This window comes from Alteribacillus bidgolensis (assembly GCF_002886255.1).
Lineage (GTDB): Bacteria > Bacillota > Bacilli > Bacillales > Marinococcaceae > Alteribacillus > Alteribacillus bidgolensis.
The window spans coordinates 3,455,847-3,471,567 of record NZ_KZ614149.1 but is presented as its reverse complement, the minus strand read 5'-3'; the positions used below and the strand labels follow the sequence as shown (position 1 = coordinate 3,471,567).

The window sequence follows — 15,721 nt, the reverse complement described above, 5'->3', positions numbered from 1 at the left end:
TACACGTGTAAGCACTAGGCATAAAAATTCCTATGGTTGCCGTTGTTCTTCTAATCATATTCAGCGGAATCAGCACTTACTCTATTTGGAACACTATCATTCTATCTTTATTAGTCATTGCAGTGTCTTATATAGCAGGTGATCTTTTCATTTTAAAAATGACCAACAATACCATTGCTACACTGAGCGATTTTGGAGTTGTTCTGTTAATGGTTTGGCTGGCAGCCATTCCTGTATTTGGAGCCGGCGTGCCTTTTGGATTAGCGTTCATTTCTGCTGTCATAATAGCATCCGGGGAATGGGGCTTTCACAAGTATATGAACCGCGTCGTGTTACCGGACATGTACAACCCGTATCCGTCATAACCTCCTTCATAACAACACTAAAACGCAACGTTAGTTAGTTTTATATTGACTAAGAGAGGAGGAGTGAAGGATATCGTTGCAGTATACGCAAACAAAGCAAAACGAATTACTTGCTGCAACGAATCCACTCTTCCTAATTGTGCTTACCAGTATATTGAAATATTTTCCTTGCCTGAAACACTAGAAACTTTTCTCCAATACATCTATCTCTTTTAAATGGTTAATGGGAAGAATCACTTGAATAGTGGTTCCGTAACCTTTTTTAGAATCTATTTCAATTTTACCTTGGTGGGATTTGATAATATCAAAACAGACTGGCAGCCCCATACCAAGTCCACTTTGTTTTGTAGTAAAAAATGGTGTTCCTATGTGTTCAATTTCCTCTTGCGTCATCCCTTCTCCTTCATCCGAGATATCGATATGAAATTTATTTTGTTCAGGGTTAGAATACAGTTTAATGTCTATTCTCCCGCCATCCGGCATTGCTTCAAAGGCATTTTTAATAAAATTAATAAGTACTTGCTTCATTTGGGATTCATCTATTTTTAGGTTGCAATAAGAAACACAAGATTCAAAATAAATTTTACAGTTATGAAGACGTGCATCGCTTGTCATCAATTCAACGGTGTTATGAACCAGTTCACACACATCACAATTTTCCCGATTTACTTTGACAGGTTTTCCTAATGAAACAAATTGGTTCACTAAGCTTTTCATTCTTTCTAATTCGGCTGTGATAACTTCGAGATATTTATTTTGATTGTTATTTTCTTTAAGAAGCTGTGTAAGACCGATAATAGAAGTGAGCGGATTTCTTATTTCATGAGCTAATCCCGTACCTAATTTCCCTATAGCTGATAATTTTTCTGATTGAATCACTTGCTGCTGCAATTCGTGATACGATGTTAAATCTCGAAACTGAGCAAACGTACCTATCATTTGGTCTTCGTCATAAAGTGGGAAAACATCTAGAAGACATAACTTTTGTCGGTTTGATTGGTTTACAGGAAAAGTGATCTCTACATTTTCCACTTTGCTGCCTGATTCAAGCACGTAGGTGATATATTCAAAAACTTCTTTAATCCGCTCTGTCTCTCCTGCTAATATTTGATCTTTATGAACTCCTGTGATTTCTTCTGCTCCTGCATTAAATTCTAAAAAGCTGCCATCTTTCTCCGTCATGACTACCCCTAAAGGAGTAGAACTAATGATAAACTGATTTAATAAATCAAGCTTGTGATTTTTTTGCTGTAATTGAATTTCTCTTTCAATGGTATCTACGACAGATATAAGCATTCCAAGGTGAAATGGACTTGCATGCTCGATTGTCGACATAATAGAAATGGTACCTGCAAGCATCCCATCCTCAGCATAAGAAAATGGAGCGGAATAGCAAGCTGTTTCTGATAAGCAGTAATGAAAATGATCATCTCCTATCACTTCTACCGGTTCACCATGTTTTAAGGCCAGTGATACTGCATTTGTACCTGCATCTTTCTCATTAAAACTTGCACCGACAGTAATACCTAATTTATCTACCATTCCTTTTATCGTTTGATCACCATAAATATCCAATAAATACCCTTCATCATCCGTGGTAACCACTAATATAGGAACCCCATTTACATTTTGGATAAGCTTTCTCATAAAATGCTTAGCTTCCTTAAGAACTTTAGAATACAGTTGCTGCCTCGATAAGAGCTCTTCCTTCGTTAAAAAAGTCTTTAAAGATGGAGTTTCTTCTGGGTTCATGTTAAAGAGATTCCTGCAATTCAAGTGAGACTCTTTAATATATGTACTAAAATCTTTCATTTTGTTTCCTTTCTTCAAACAAATACTATTTAAATATTTCACGTGAATTCTTTCATCTTCTCACATTTTCCATGGCTTAGGAAGACATGTATAAAGTTAGCAAACTTTCCTTATGTATTAGAAAACTAATATGACTCCGGCACTATGCCGAAGTCATACGAGTTTTCTATAATTAACTTGCTTGATCAATACATTTTATCATTCTGTGTTCAATGTCTTTAAAAGGGGGACTTCCATAAAAATTTTCAGGCCAAACTCACCTTTCAACCTAATTACTATCCCTTTTCAAGCTCACAAACATTACGTTTTTTATAAAAGTGGGGCAGGTTTCTCCCTGTTCATCTTTTTCTATTAGCAATAGCTTTTGTTCCCATTCGGTTCCAACTGGTATTACCATTTTGCCGCCTGCTGCCATTTGAGATACTAATTCGGAAGGGACGTCGGCTGCGGCCGCAGTAACCATAATCCTGTCATATGGCGCATTCTCTTCCCACCCTTGACTACCATCTCCGAGTTTAAAAGAAATATTAGATAAACCCGCTTCTCTTAATTTCTCTTTTGCCCGAAAGTGTAAAGGTGTAATACGCTCTACTGTAAATACAGACTTTGAAAAGGAAGCTAGTAAATCCGTTTGAAAACCAGATCCTGTTCCAATTTCTAACACTTTTGAATCAGGTTGAATATTTAAGGTTAACGTCATTTCTAATACGAGGGAAGGCTGGGAAATCGTTTGACCATGACCAATAGCTACTGCTTGATCCATATGTGCCATATCTTTGTCTTTATCCATATAAAAGCTTCGGTCCATTTTTCGAAAATATTTAATAATCTCCTGTTCTTGGTTTTTCAAGAAATCCCCTCCAAATGACTCGAAGTTTTATGACTTTATACCCGTGAACACTATTAGAATACTGCTTGCTGCCGAGTCCAAATAGCGGAAGTCGTAGTTTTGCTTATACTTTAATCCTTTAACAAAGTTAAACATTCCTAAAGTACTAGTGAAAATGTGTACTTCCTGTTGCAACCGCGGCATTAGTACGTTCGGTATATTGAATGTGCTGTAGAAGTAAAAGAAGTAATATTTAACTTTAACAACGCTAAATATTACTTCTTTTTATACTGTAGATAATGCTCCTTTAAAATATAAGATTTTGTTCTTTTAGCTAACTGTTTGTAAAAGTTCACTTTTACAAATGTTATTTCCAAAAATTTTTGACAACATACTTTATTTCTCTTCGAAGACAATATCTCCATCCATAATTGTCATCAAGACCTTCGTTTCCCTAATCTTTTCCGGAGGAATTGAAAATAAATCTTTATCTAAAACAATAATATCGGCTAGCTTCCCAGGCTCTAATGTCCCAAGCTCATGATCTCTAAAAACACTATGGGCTGAACCTGAAGTATACGCTTTTAAAGCAGCAGCAATCGGAATTCGTTCTTGCTCATTCCAAATTCTTGTATCTGTATAATCTTTCCTGTTTACTGCATAATATATTTCTTTCATTGGATCCAATGGAGATATTGGAAAATCAGTTCCAAATGCAAGATTTCCTGCCCCTTCGTATAATGATTTACAGGTATAAGCGTATCTGTCTTTTTCGTCTCCAACCCTTAGCGTGTGATTTTCACTTGGCATAAGAGCTAAGTGGGACGGCTGGATGGACGGAATTACTCCCAAAGTTTTAAATCGTTTTATATCATCCGGATGTATGACTTCAATATGTTCCAACGCATGCCTAGAATCCCTTTGCCCATTAATACTCTGAGCTTTTTCAAAAGCATCTAAACCTAATCGAACAGCCCCATCTCCGATTGAGTGAAAACGAATCTGAAACTCTTCTTTATCAGCCTCAATGACCCATTCTTTTATTTGTGCTGGTGGAAAAGCTGTCTCCCCTTTTGTTTCTGGACGATCTTTATATGGATCCAACATGAATGCAGTATAGCCCGTTACCACTCCATCTATAAACTGCTTTAATCCTGTAAACTTCAATTTTGGTGAATTGTAACTCTCTCTAAGATTTTTCACACGGTCAAAATTCCCGTCCAGTGCCGGATATAGGTGAACTCGAACAGTCAAATTCTTTTTATTCTCAAATTCCTTATAAAACTCATAATCTTCTAAACTGGAAAGCGCTCTGCTTGCGTATAAATCATTGACAGATGTTACACCACTTTTTGCTGCGTGTTGTAGAAAACTTTCCATCAATTCATATTGCCGTTCTCTTGGAAACACCAATGCTTTATCAGATACTAATGATACAGCTGTTTCAAGCAGTACTCCTGTTAGCTCTCCATTTTCATCTTTTTGAATATCTCCATAGGGAGGGTTCGGAGTTTCTGGGGTAAGATTTGCCATTTCCAGTGCCTTACTGTTTACCCAGGCATAGTGTCCCTCAGCGTGAATTAACAGCACGGGAGTATCAGGAATATACTTATCGAGTATATTCCTATGTGGAGGGTCACTCACGTTATCCCAACTTCCTTCATCCCATCCATTTCCAATGATCCATTCGCCATTCTCTATCTTACGTGCAAATTCTTTTACCTTTTGTCCAACTTCCTCTGAAGAAGCAGCAGTCGATAAATCAATCGAAAAATCAGTAAATAAACTTCCAAGCATCAAATGTAAATGTGCATCGTGAAAACCAGGCATGATCAATTGATCTTCAAAATCATAAACTTTTGTCGATGTCCCTATATATTGGTCTCCATTACCGTCTTTTTCTACCGCTATAATTTTTTCATCTTTTATCGCAAGAAAGCCAGACATCGGCTCATCTTCCCACCCTGTGAATATCGTATTACCCCGAAGAATAATATCAGCAGTATTCATCTTATCTCTCCTCATAAATATCAATCTAAACGTTTTAAATTGTAGCTGTTTAAGGCTGGTTATCCACTTTCTTTATATTGAATTACTGGAAGTCTGTTTCTAAATCCTTTCGTTAAAAACAACAGATATATAAAACCTAATACAAACCAAATGATTCCTAGCATTAAAGAATATTTATCAAGATTAACAAGCAGCCACAAATCAAGTAATGCACCAATTAAAGGAATGACTACATATAAAGCAATCCCTTTAAGTGACCTATCTGTTTTGTTTCGGAAAAACAAAACAATTACTGAAATATTTACAAAAGTAAACGCGAAAAATGCCCCAAAGTTAATAAAAGATGCCACCAATGTGAGACTTAAAAATAACGCCGACAAGGATAAACAAGAAATTAAAATAATGTTATTGACAGGTGTTTTATATTTCGTATGAAGTTTCCCAAAAAATTTCTCAGGGAGCTGTCCATCTCTTCCCATTGCAAACAATACACGGGAAGCGCTTGCTAAAGATGCTGTTGCGGAACCAAATGCCACAAAAGCAGTTACTACTAAAAAGGTAGTGCTTAGTACATTTCCTCCGACCAGCCCAATTATTTCATACGCGGCTGAGTCAGGGTTACTGAAACTCAGGTAATCTGGCCATACATTGTGGGATAGATATGAAACTACAACAAAAATAAATCCACCTATCAGTGTTACCAAAATAAGACCACGTGGAATATTTTTTTTAGGGTTTATTGTTTCCTCGGAGAAAGCCGTTACTGAATCAAATCCTAAAAATGAAAAACAAAGTAACGCAGCTCCAGCAACTATCAAAGAAAAAGATTCATCAGAATTGAAAAACGGTTCGAAATTGAATATGATCCCTGTTCCTGTCCCCTCTAAAATTGATTTAATAGATAAAATACAGAAGATTAGTATAAACAATATCGAGATTGCAATAACAATTATATTCGCTCTTGCTGCGAGTTTAACTCCTTTTATGTTTACAAAGGTTACGAGGATTAATAACCCAATGATCCAAACCTGAGATGGAACCTCTGGTATTGCTGCAGAGAAGAAAATACCAAATAATAAATAGTTAACCATTGGTATGAAAAGATAGTCCATTAAAATGGACCATCCGACTAAAAATCCAACAAAAGGATTGATCGCTTTCTGTGCGTATGAATATGCTGATCCGGCAACAGGATATTCTTTCGCCATTTGTCCATAACTATATGCTGTAAAGAGCATGACGATAAGTGCAAGAATATACGACCCTGCAACCATACCATGTGATAGTTGCGAAGCTATACCATATGTACTAAAAACAGTCGTTATAGCCATAAAAGCTAAGCCAAATACAACAACAGAAGGTAATGATAGAGACCTTGCAAGTTTTGTGTTTTCTTTCAAATTGATTCCCTCCCTTAATTTTAATTTTTCAATAATTCTTAATGTTGCAACTTACGTGCCAATTAAGGAGGGTTCGCTCTATTCGAAATATTCCCTTCCATTCCATTGTGTCATCTAATAAAAAAAGAAGTTCAACAACACTTTTAGAAATAGCGTTCTAAATATGCAATTACGAATAATCTATGCATTTTTGCATAGTATTTTTTGATAGGTTGTATTTTTTCACCAGTTGATCAATTTGCAAGTTTTTATACTAAAGTGTTGGTGATGGATGACTTCATCAAGAAACAGACGTGGGTAAAGAAGAATATCATACATTTACAGCTGCTTATATCGATAAAAGAATGAGAAGGTTAAATAATAGAGAAAGAACGTACTCTACACGTTCAAGTGGATTAAATATTTTAATTAGTGGCATCATAGCTTGGCATACATTTTTCAAAGTGATAGAAGAATTGTAGTTGGAAAATAAAGGGGACTTGAAAAGCATCAATTCAATGACTAACACATTCCATCACTTTATATTATTTGATACAAAACAAGCCGGTCTATATCCAGCCCCGCCATGTTATTGCCAAAATCATCTATAACTATAGCAACTCTTTTTGTAAAATCTTTAGGTTTTTCTGCATACGTCAAAGAGAAACTAATTATAAACTGGAAAGTCATAATCATAACAGAACAGATAATCTTAAGTATTCGCGAATTCATCCTCATCTGCCTCCTTATATCTGTTTATCATTTCCCATTAACCAGTAATTATGGCGAATTTAATGTAATTTACAGAAGGAGGGCACGAAGTTTATTATTAATCAAACGTTTGATTAATAAATACTCCATAAAGAGGAAGATACTATAAATTGTAGGAAGCAATAGTTTCGTTTATGATTATTATAGTTTACTACTAATAATAAAGCGGGGACCTAACGTGTTAAAAGATATCGAAGAAAGAATATTTCCTAAAGAGATGAAGCCTTCTAATGGAATGCTGCTAGAACACCTTGCACGATATTACTTCGCTTTACCTTACGCAAAAGGGGAAGTATTGGACATTGCCTGCGGCTCGGGGTATGGAGCCCAAATGATAGCGAAAGCAAAAAAGAAGGAAATCAAAAAAATAATAGGAGTAGATATTGAGCCGAATGCCATTCATTATGCAAATCAAAATTATTATCATCCATTGCTCACGTTTCGAATTGGTGATGTGCTTGATTCGAACCTAAAAGAAAAAATCGGTACGTTTGATACAGTGATTTCATTCGAAACGTTAGAACATGTACCTAATGATAAAGAATTTCTTAAAAGACTTTATTCGCTGCTTAAGCCAGGGGGAACACTTGTCGTCTCTACCCCATTTGGACAAGGAAGAGGAAAACCTTGTAATTCTCTTTATCATTACCATCAGCTAACTGAACATGAATTTATTACGCTTTTTACAGACAATGAGGAATGCTTTGAAGACGTTCAATTTTTCTATCAACAAGGCGTTTCTGTGGAAAATATCAAACGTTCTGGAGTACGTTATCCACAAGGAATAGCAGTGTGCAAAAAAATCGTTTAAACCCAAAGAACTAGAGACTGCAACGAAAGCGTTGACAGTCTCTACTACCAGCTCATTTCAGTCCTGATCGTATTCGTGTACTAAATAATTAGATGACAGAATTTCATCTTTTTTGCTCAAATCGCCATCATTATGTATTTCATCATAAAAGCGGCGTATGATCTCTTCTTTCGCATCAGGCATGAAACACACTCTCCTTTTTTGAGAAAATTCACTCAGGAACTAAAGGACCATTTCAAGGAGGCGTTATAAATTCCTGCAAAACCTTCTCATTTTCTTTAATAAAATTAAAACAGTATATAGCGGTATTTTTCAAAGTTGACAGAAGTCGTTAACCTTAAACAACTGATATTCATTCTAGAAAAAATACCGCACATAAATGATTAGAAAAACTCGGATTACCGCCGAGTCCTTATGACGGAAGGCGTAGCGTTATACTTTGATCCTTTTACAAAATTAAACATCCCTAAAGTATTAAAAAATTATTTAGTCCAACTGATGAGGGGAAAAATTAGTTTTTCTCCTAGGACAGAAGACACGGAAATTCTTCATCCATAATCGTATTGAAAATCACTATAGAACCCCCTGCAAAAACCGATACCGATGTACCCCTAATGTTTTAATTAACTGAACTGTCTATCAAATAAACAACTGCTTTTGAAGAAATTCCTCATTTCTATTAATAGAAATAAAATCCGTTATTTTTTATCTTAAATTACAGCAATTTGAACAACAATCACTTTAGCTAGAAGCCAAAGGACGCCTTAATCAAATAAGCGCGTCCTTTTTCTAACATTTATTTAATAGTATTTAGTGTATTAGGAGCCCATTACGGTCTATAGTCAGGTACCGCAAAAAGTTACGTAGGGGCGGCTGGATGGCTCAGGCAGCTTGGTATATTCCTCTTGTTCAGGGGAATATGCATAAGGATTTGAAAGGACGTCGATAAGCTGCTCCATTACGCTGTAATCTCCTTTTTTCACTGCAGCTTCAAGCGCCTCTTCTACTCGGTGGTTACGCGGAATAATTGCAGGGTTTGATTTTTTCATCAATTGACAGGCAGAAGTTTTCGATTTCTCCTGTCTGGACAGTCTTTTTTGCCACTGCTCATACCAATGAGTGAATTCTACCGTTCCATTCATGGGTGTATCCTCCAGCTTGTCTAATGTTAAAGCGCGGAACGTATTGGTGAAGTCAGCATGATGCTTCTCCATTATACGAAGGAGGTCTTCAATTAAAGTTTTGTCCTCTTCCTCTTCGTTCTGTATTCCTAGTTTTCCCCTCATTCCCGCAAGCCAATGGCTATGATACAAATGCTCATACGTGGAAAGAGCTTCTTGGGCCAGTTCGACCGCATGCTCCTGCTTTTCATGAAGAAGCGGCAATAGGGTTTCAGCAAAGCGCGCAAGATTCCACTGGCCAATCGCCGGCTGATTTTGATAGGCATAGCGGCCTTGCATATCAATAGAACTAAATACTGTTGCCGGGTCGTATTCATCCATAAAGGCACATGGCCCATAATCTATGGTTTCTCCGCTAATGGTCATGTTATCCGTGTTCATCACGCCATGGATAAAACCGACGAGCTGCCATTTGGCAATCAGTGCAGACTGACGATCGACCACTTCATGAAACAGGGAAAGGTAACGATCTTCATTGTCCTCCATGTCTGGAAAGTGACGCTTAATTGCATAATCAGCAAGAATTCGAATTTCCTCTGCACTGCCCCATTTCGCTGCGTATTCGAAAGTGCCGATGCGAAGATGACTGGCAGCTGCACGGGTTAAAATGGCTCCGGGCAGCATGGTTTCGCGAATCACAGACTCTCCAGTTGTCACAACAGAGAGGCTTCGGTTGGTAGGAATACCAAGTGCATGCATTGCCTCACTGATGATATATTCACGCAGCATCGGTCCAAGTGTCGCTCGGCCATCGCCGCCGCGGGAGAATGGCGTTCGGCCTGAACCCTTGAGTTGAATATCAATCCGTTCTTCTGTAGGTGTGATCTGTTCGCCAAGCAGCACAGCTCGTCCGTCCCCTAACATGGTAAAGTGTCCGAACTGATGGCCTGCATAAGCCTGGGCAATAGGCAAAGCACCTTCTGGAACCTGGTTGCCAGCCAAAACTTCTATACCTGCTTTGCTTTCCAGGTTCTTAACGTTTAATCCCAATGATTTTGCAAAAGACTTATTAAGAATGACCAACTCCGGCGAATGTACAGGTGCTGGTTCAATCCTTTTAAAAAACGATTCCGGCAGACGGGCATAACTGTTATCGAAGTTCCATCCTATTTCTTTATGTGTCATCATATCTCCTTTGTTTGTTTTGTCATATTTTATTACTTTATATTCTTCCATTATTTAAATTACATTCTTCATCTAAGAATTAGTGAACTTACCTTCTTTGAGCTATTTAAGAAAGACAATAACCTTTATCGTTTGCAAAAAGTACTAACAACAAATCCCTTAGTGAAATTTTACCAATTGAATGTGCCAAGTACAAAAAAAATTGAGCAGCTGTTATTAAAACTCTTTTTTATTAACTATTCATTTTCATTGTTTGTTGATTAGAGTATACTTACTCACACTAAAATGCTTACAATTAATAAAGTCGTTTAAAATTTTCTCGGTAGTGTCAATTAGTTTGTATAACGTTTTACGATATCTTCACGCATAGTGGGATAATGTTTCAGATTTCTTTAGATCATGGCGCCATACAGCTCTTTAAAAAACGTTTGTAAGACAGTGCGGGAGGTTCTGATTCCTCTCAGCTTTTATTCCATATTCCAGATCAGACGATTTTATCTGTAGGGAGACTGTTCATTGCCTTAGCGCACTTTTATATTTCTTTCTTCATTAATATTTTAAATTTTAATAATTTGCAGCATTTTTCTTTTTATTTGAGTCATAATTTATTATAATTACAATGTAATAATGAATATTGCCTCTAGTTTGGCATGTTCATTTATTGTTTACTCCACACAGAAAGGGGAAACGTATAGCTATGAAAGACATTGAGAACGTTGGAAAGTGCCCGGTCATGCATGGAAGTGCCACTAGTAATACCTCTACTGCTACTTCAAACAGAGACTGGTGGCCGAATCAGCTGAACTTGAATATTCTTCATCAGCATGACAAGAAGACAAACCCAATGGGAGAAGATTTTGATTATACAGAAGAATTTAAAAAGTTGGATTACGATGCGCTAAAAAAGGACCTTTATAATCTCATGACAGACAGTCAGGATTGGTGGCCTGCGGACTATGGACATTATGGTCCATTCTTTATCCGCATGTCCTGGCACGCAGCAGGTACGTATCGTCAAGGAGACGGCCGCGGTGGCGGAGGAAGCGGCTCGCAGCGTTTTGCTCCTCTTAACAGCTGGCCGGATAACGGCAACCTCGATAAGGCCCGCCGCCTGCTTTGGCCAATAAAACAGAAGTATGGCAACAAAATTTCCTGGGCTGACCTGCTCCTTCTCGCAGGGAATGTAGCGATTGAATCAATGGGCGGAAAGACCATAGGGTTTGGCGCAGGACGAGAAGACATCTGGCATCCGGAAGAAGATGTCAACTGGGGGCCTGAAACAGAATGGCTCGAGAATAATCGCTACTCCGGGGAGCGTGAGCTGGAGAATCCGCTTGCTGCCGTTCAAATGGGCTTAATCTATGTGAATCCGGAAGGTCCAGACGGTGAGCCGGATCCGGTCGGAAGCGGTCGTGATATCCGTGAAACCTTTAAACGTATGGGAATGAACGATGAAGAAACCGTGGCACTCACAGCCGGCGGTCATACATTCGGTAAGGCACACGGTGCAGGAGACCCCTCTCATGTTAGTGAAGAACCTGAAAGAGCTCCTATGGAAGCACAGGGCTTAGGCTGGATAAGTACACACGAAACCGGCAATGGTCCTCACACTATCACCAGTGGAATTGAAGGGGCCTGGACTCCTACGCCGACAAAATGGGATATGAGTTACTTTGATCTGCTGTTTGGATATGAATGGGAGCTGACGAAAAGCCCTGCCGGTGCCTATCAGTGGACTCCTGTAAATCCGGACGAGAAGTATTTTGCACCTGATCCAGAAAATTCAGCCAAACGCGTTCCAACGATGATGACTACGGCGGATATGGCCATGCGTATGGATCCGGCCTACGAAAAGATTTCCCGTCGCTTCCACGAAAATCCAGACGAGTTTGCCGATACCTTTGCCCGTGCATGGTTTAAGCTTCTGCACCGTGACATGGGTCCTCGCGAACGGTACCTTGGACCGGAAGTGCCGGAAGAAGAGTTCATCTGGCAGGACCCTGTCCCATCCGTTGATTATGAGTTAACGGATGCCGAAGTCGAAGAACTGAAAGCGAAAATCCTCGACTCCGAGCTTACAGTGAGCGAGCTTGTCACAACGGCGTGGGCTTCCGCCAGTACCTTCCGCGCCTCGGATAAGCGAGGTGGTGCGAATGGCGCCCGTATCCGTCTTGCTCCACAGAAAGACTGGGAAGTGAATCAGCCGGAACAGCTTTCGAAAGTATTAACTGTCCTGGAAGGCATTCAAAGTCAGCTGGATAAAAACGTCAGCCTGGCCGATTTGATTGTGCTGGGCGGCAGCGCAGCCATCGAAAAAGCAGCAAGGGATGCAGGATTTGATGTCAAAGTGCCGTTTGCACCCGGACGCGGTGATGCTGCACAAGAACAGACGGATGTAGAAAACTTTGAAGTGCTGGAGCCTTTCGCAGATGGGTTCCGTAACTATCAGAAGAAAGAGTATAGTGTCAGCCCAGAAGAGCTCTTGATAGACAAGGCACAGCTATTAAACCTGTCCGCCCCTGAAATGACGGTCCTGATTGGCGGCATGCGTGTTCTTGGGGCCAACTACGGCGGCACACAACACGGCGTCTTTACAGATCGTGTCGGCACACTCACGAACGACTTCTTTGTGAACCTGCTTGACATGGGAGTCGAGTGGAAGCCTGCAGACGGCGGAATTTATGAAGGACGTGACCGCCAGACAGGGGAAGTCGTCCGTACCGCAACAAGAGTGGACCTCGTGTTTGGTTCCAACTCTGTCCTGCGTGCCCTTGCCGAAGTATATGCCCAAGCCGACAACCGAGAGAAGTTTGTCCATGACTTTATCGCTGCCTGGGTTAAGATGATGAATGCCGATCGTTTTGACCTTAAATAAAAGAGCTTTTAACAGATTGAACTACCCCCACTTCCAAATGCTGAAGTGGGGGATTCCTAAAAACCGGCTTACCGGTCGATTATACATAGGCAACCCCTTCGTCCCGATGGGTTGCTTTAATGCTTCGTTTTTTATGTTGATACAAGCGTTTTTATCGCGGTCATGAGTCGTATCCCCCACATGCTTACAGCCGCACGAAAAAAAACCGTTAACTCGATAGAAAGTGTCTCGAGAACAAGCTCTTTTCTAGTTATTTTCTTTTACCCACTTTAGATGTTCTTTGTCTTTTAGACACAAAAACACCCCTTTAGACAATCATATCCAAAGGGGCAAAACGGGTGCAACTTTTTTACAAACGGTATAACATTGTTTTAAACAGTACATCTTTTTTATAAACGGTACGACTTTATTATAAAACAACAAAAAAACGTAATCCGCTTTCTCTACTTATTCCACCGTTACACTTTTTGCTAGGTTTCTAGGCTTATCAACGTCACAGCCTCTGTGCAGTGCTGCATAATATGCGATGAGCTGCAGCGGTACAACGGATACTAGCGGGGTCATAAGTTCATGGATGTCTGGTAATACAATCTGGTCGCCTTCTTCTTTTGTGGACTCGGTGCTTATAACGCAGGCGTTAGCACCACGGGCTACTACTTCTTGAACGTTGCCGCGAATATTCAAATTTACATGTTTTTGAGTCGTAACCGCGACAATTGGCGTACCATCTTCAATCAGGGCAATAGTGCCGTGCTTCAGTTCTCCACCGGCAAATCCTTCTGCCTGAATATAAGAAATTTCTTTTAACTTCAACGCACCTTCTTGAACTACATGGTAATCAAGGGCACGGCCGATAAAGAAGCAGTTTCTTGTTTCAAACATATAATCGCGCGCAATTTGTTCCAATTTATCTTTCTGATCGCAAAGGATCTCCATTGCATTGGCAATTAAACCAAGTTCTTGCATCGCATCAAAATCTGTGTCTATTCCTTGTGCATACGCACTATCCATCGCAAGAATAGAGAAAACAGCCATTTGTGCTGTGTAAGCTTTTGTGGAAGCCACAGCAATTTCTGGACCAGCATAGGTGTGAAGAGTGAAATCTGCTTCACGAGATAAAGTGGAACCAGGAACGTTCGTAATGGTTAACGCTTTGTGACCTTGTTTTTTAACATTCACTAATACACCGCGGCAATCTGCCGTTTCACCGCTTTGCGAAATAAAGATAAAGAGCGGTTTCTCGGAAAGTATCGGTTCATTATATAAAAACTCGCTGGCAATATGCACTTCGACCGGTTTTTTTGCTACCTTTTCCATAAGTTCTTTTCCGACTAAACCTGCATGGTAGCTCGTTCCGGCAGCTATAACATATACACGATCCGCATCATTAATAGCCGTGCGAATGTCTTGATCCAGCTTAATCTTTCCATTCTCATTTTGGTATTTTTGGATAATATTACGAATAACAAAGGGCTGTTCATCAATTTCTTTTAACATAAAGTGATTGTAGGTACCTTTTTCTGTGTCACTTTCGTCAATATCAGTAGTAAACGATTCACGAGCCACGTTTGTACCGTCGAGGTTTTTCACTTGAACACTGTCTTTTTTCACGATAACTACTTCTTGGTCCATAATTTCAATGAACTCTTTTGTAATATGAAGCATTGCCATCGCGTCGGACGCTACCACGTTAACCCCGTCTCCAATACCGACTAGAAGCGGGCTTTTGTTTTTGCCGACATAAATTGTATCGTTGTCCTGATTATCTACCAAAGCAATGGCATAGGATCCATGCAATAAAGAGAGTGTGCGGCGAAACGCCTCTTCTGTACTTAGACCTTTTTCTGCAAATGTTTCGATGAGCTGGACAATGATTTCTGTGTCTGTTTCACTTGCAAGCTCCACGTTCTGAAGGTACTCATGCTTTAGCTGTTGGTAGTTTTCAATTACACCGTTGTGTACTAGAGTAAAGCGTTTGGACACACTTTGGTGCGGGTGCGCATTTTCTTTGCTAGGTGCGCCGTGTGTTGCCCAGCGTGTGTGACCAATTCCCGTCTTACCAGCAGCTTCTTTTCCGATTGTCTTTTCCAGTTCAGCAATGCGGCCTTTTTCTTTATACAATCCTAATCCATTATCACCAACAAGGGCTATACCTGCAGAGTCATAGCCTCTATACTCCAGCTTATGCAGCCCTTTGATGAGAATATCTTTTGCTTGTTCATTTCCGATATATCCTACAATTCCACACATATTGTCATGACCTCCCCAGCGGAGCCATGGTATGCTGCGGGGCATACCATGCCCCGCTCTTATCTTTATTTTTTAATTCTTGAGGACGTCAATATTCAAGCTTTTGTTCACAGAGTCACCTCTATGTTTTAACCTGAATTTTACGGTTGTGACGTTCAACAACCGGGAGGCATCCGCCGATGTATCGATAAACCTCCTCCTCGTCAACTGCTCTTTCGTTGCGTCCATTAACAAGCAGTCCGGGCGCTTTAAAGTATGAAGTTTTTGCGATCCTCCTTATCTTTCCTTTAGAATCTTGATTTATCTTACTACA

General features: G+C 39.7%; 11 protein-coding genes. 3 read left to right on the top strand and 8 right to left on the bottom strand.

The annotated features are described in order from the left end of the window. Positions 1–20: 20 nt before the first annotated feature. A complete protein-coding gene (locus CEF16_RS17210) occupies positions 21–365 on the top strand; it encodes a DUF2512 family protein (RefSeq protein WP_302847086.1) in 345 nt (114 codons plus the stop codon). Between the two features lie 180 nt (positions 366–545). Here the strand turns inward: CEF16_RS17210 and CEF16_RS17205 are convergent, their stop codons facing one another. From CEF16_RS17205 to CEF16_RS17185, 5 genes are all read right to left on the bottom strand, one after another. Further along, positions 546–2,012, bottom strand: a complete 1,467-nt coding sequence (locus CEF16_RS17205; RefSeq protein ID WP_170032034.1) for an ATP-binding protein — start codon at positions 2,010–2,012, stop codon at positions 546–548. A 433-nt stretch (positions 2,013–2,445) separates the two neighbouring features. Continuing rightward, complete coding sequence (locus CEF16_RS17200) at positions 2,446–3,027, bottom strand: protein-L-isoaspartate(D-aspartate) O-methyltransferase (protein WP_091587790.1); 582 nt, start codon at positions 3,025–3,027, stop codon at positions 2,446–2,448. A 375-nt stretch (positions 3,028–3,402) separates the two neighbouring features. Further along, a complete protein-coding gene (locus tag CEF16_RS17195; protein WP_091587792.1) occupies positions 3,403–5,016 on the bottom strand; it encodes an amidohydrolase in 1,614 nt (537 codons plus the stop codon). Positions 5,017–5,075: 59 nt separating this feature from the next. Then, positions 5,076–6,416: an APC family permease gene (locus CEF16_RS17190; RefSeq protein ID WP_245917908.1), complete on the bottom strand. Its 1,341-nt coding sequence runs from the start codon at positions 6,414–6,416 to the stop codon at positions 5,076–5,078. Between the two features lie 519 nt (positions 6,417–6,935). Further along, positions 6,936–7,127, bottom strand: coding sequence for a hypothetical protein (locus tag CEF16_RS17185; RefSeq protein ID WP_091587794.1), 192 nt, complete (start codon positions 7,125–7,127; stop codon positions 6,936–6,938). A gap of 217 nt (positions 7,128–7,344) precedes the next feature. Between CEF16_RS17185 and CEF16_RS17180 the strand changes: the two genes are divergently transcribed. Further along, a complete protein-coding gene (locus tag CEF16_RS17180) occupies positions 7,345–7,977 on the top strand; it encodes a class I SAM-dependent methyltransferase (protein WP_245917907.1) in 633 nt (210 codons plus the stop codon). Between the two features lie 57 nt (positions 7,978–8,034). Here CEF16_RS17180 and CEF16_RS24945 read toward each other — a convergent pair whose 3' ends face one another. Then, on the bottom strand, positions 8,035–8,160 hold the full coding sequence (locus CEF16_RS24945; RefSeq protein WP_281259184.1) for a hypothetical protein: 126 nt from the start codon (positions 8,158–8,160) through the stop codon (positions 8,035–8,037). A gap of 659 nt (positions 8,161–8,819) precedes the next feature. Continuing rightward, entirely contained in the window at positions 8,820–10,286 is a 1,467-nt protein-coding gene (locus CEF16_RS17175) for a protein adenylyltransferase SelO (protein ID WP_211295884.1), read from the bottom strand. 694 nt (positions 10,287–10,980) lie between these two features. Here CEF16_RS17175 and katG point away from each other — a divergent pair. Further along, positions 10,981–13,158 (top strand): catalase/peroxidase HPI, encoded by a 2,178-nt coding sequence (gene katG / locus CEF16_RS17170; protein WP_096241757.1) that lies wholly within the window; start codon positions 10,981–10,983, stop codon positions 13,156–13,158. Positions 13,159–13,605: 447 nt separating this feature from the next. On the opposite strand, the gene glmS is transcribed toward katG, so the two are convergent. Then, positions 13,606–15,408, bottom strand: coding sequence for a glutamine--fructose-6-phosphate transaminase (isomerizing) (gene glmS, locus CEF16_RS17165; RefSeq protein WP_091588030.1), 1,803 nt, complete (start codon positions 15,406–15,408; stop codon positions 13,606–13,608). Positions 15,409–15,721 lie beyond the last annotated feature (313 nt).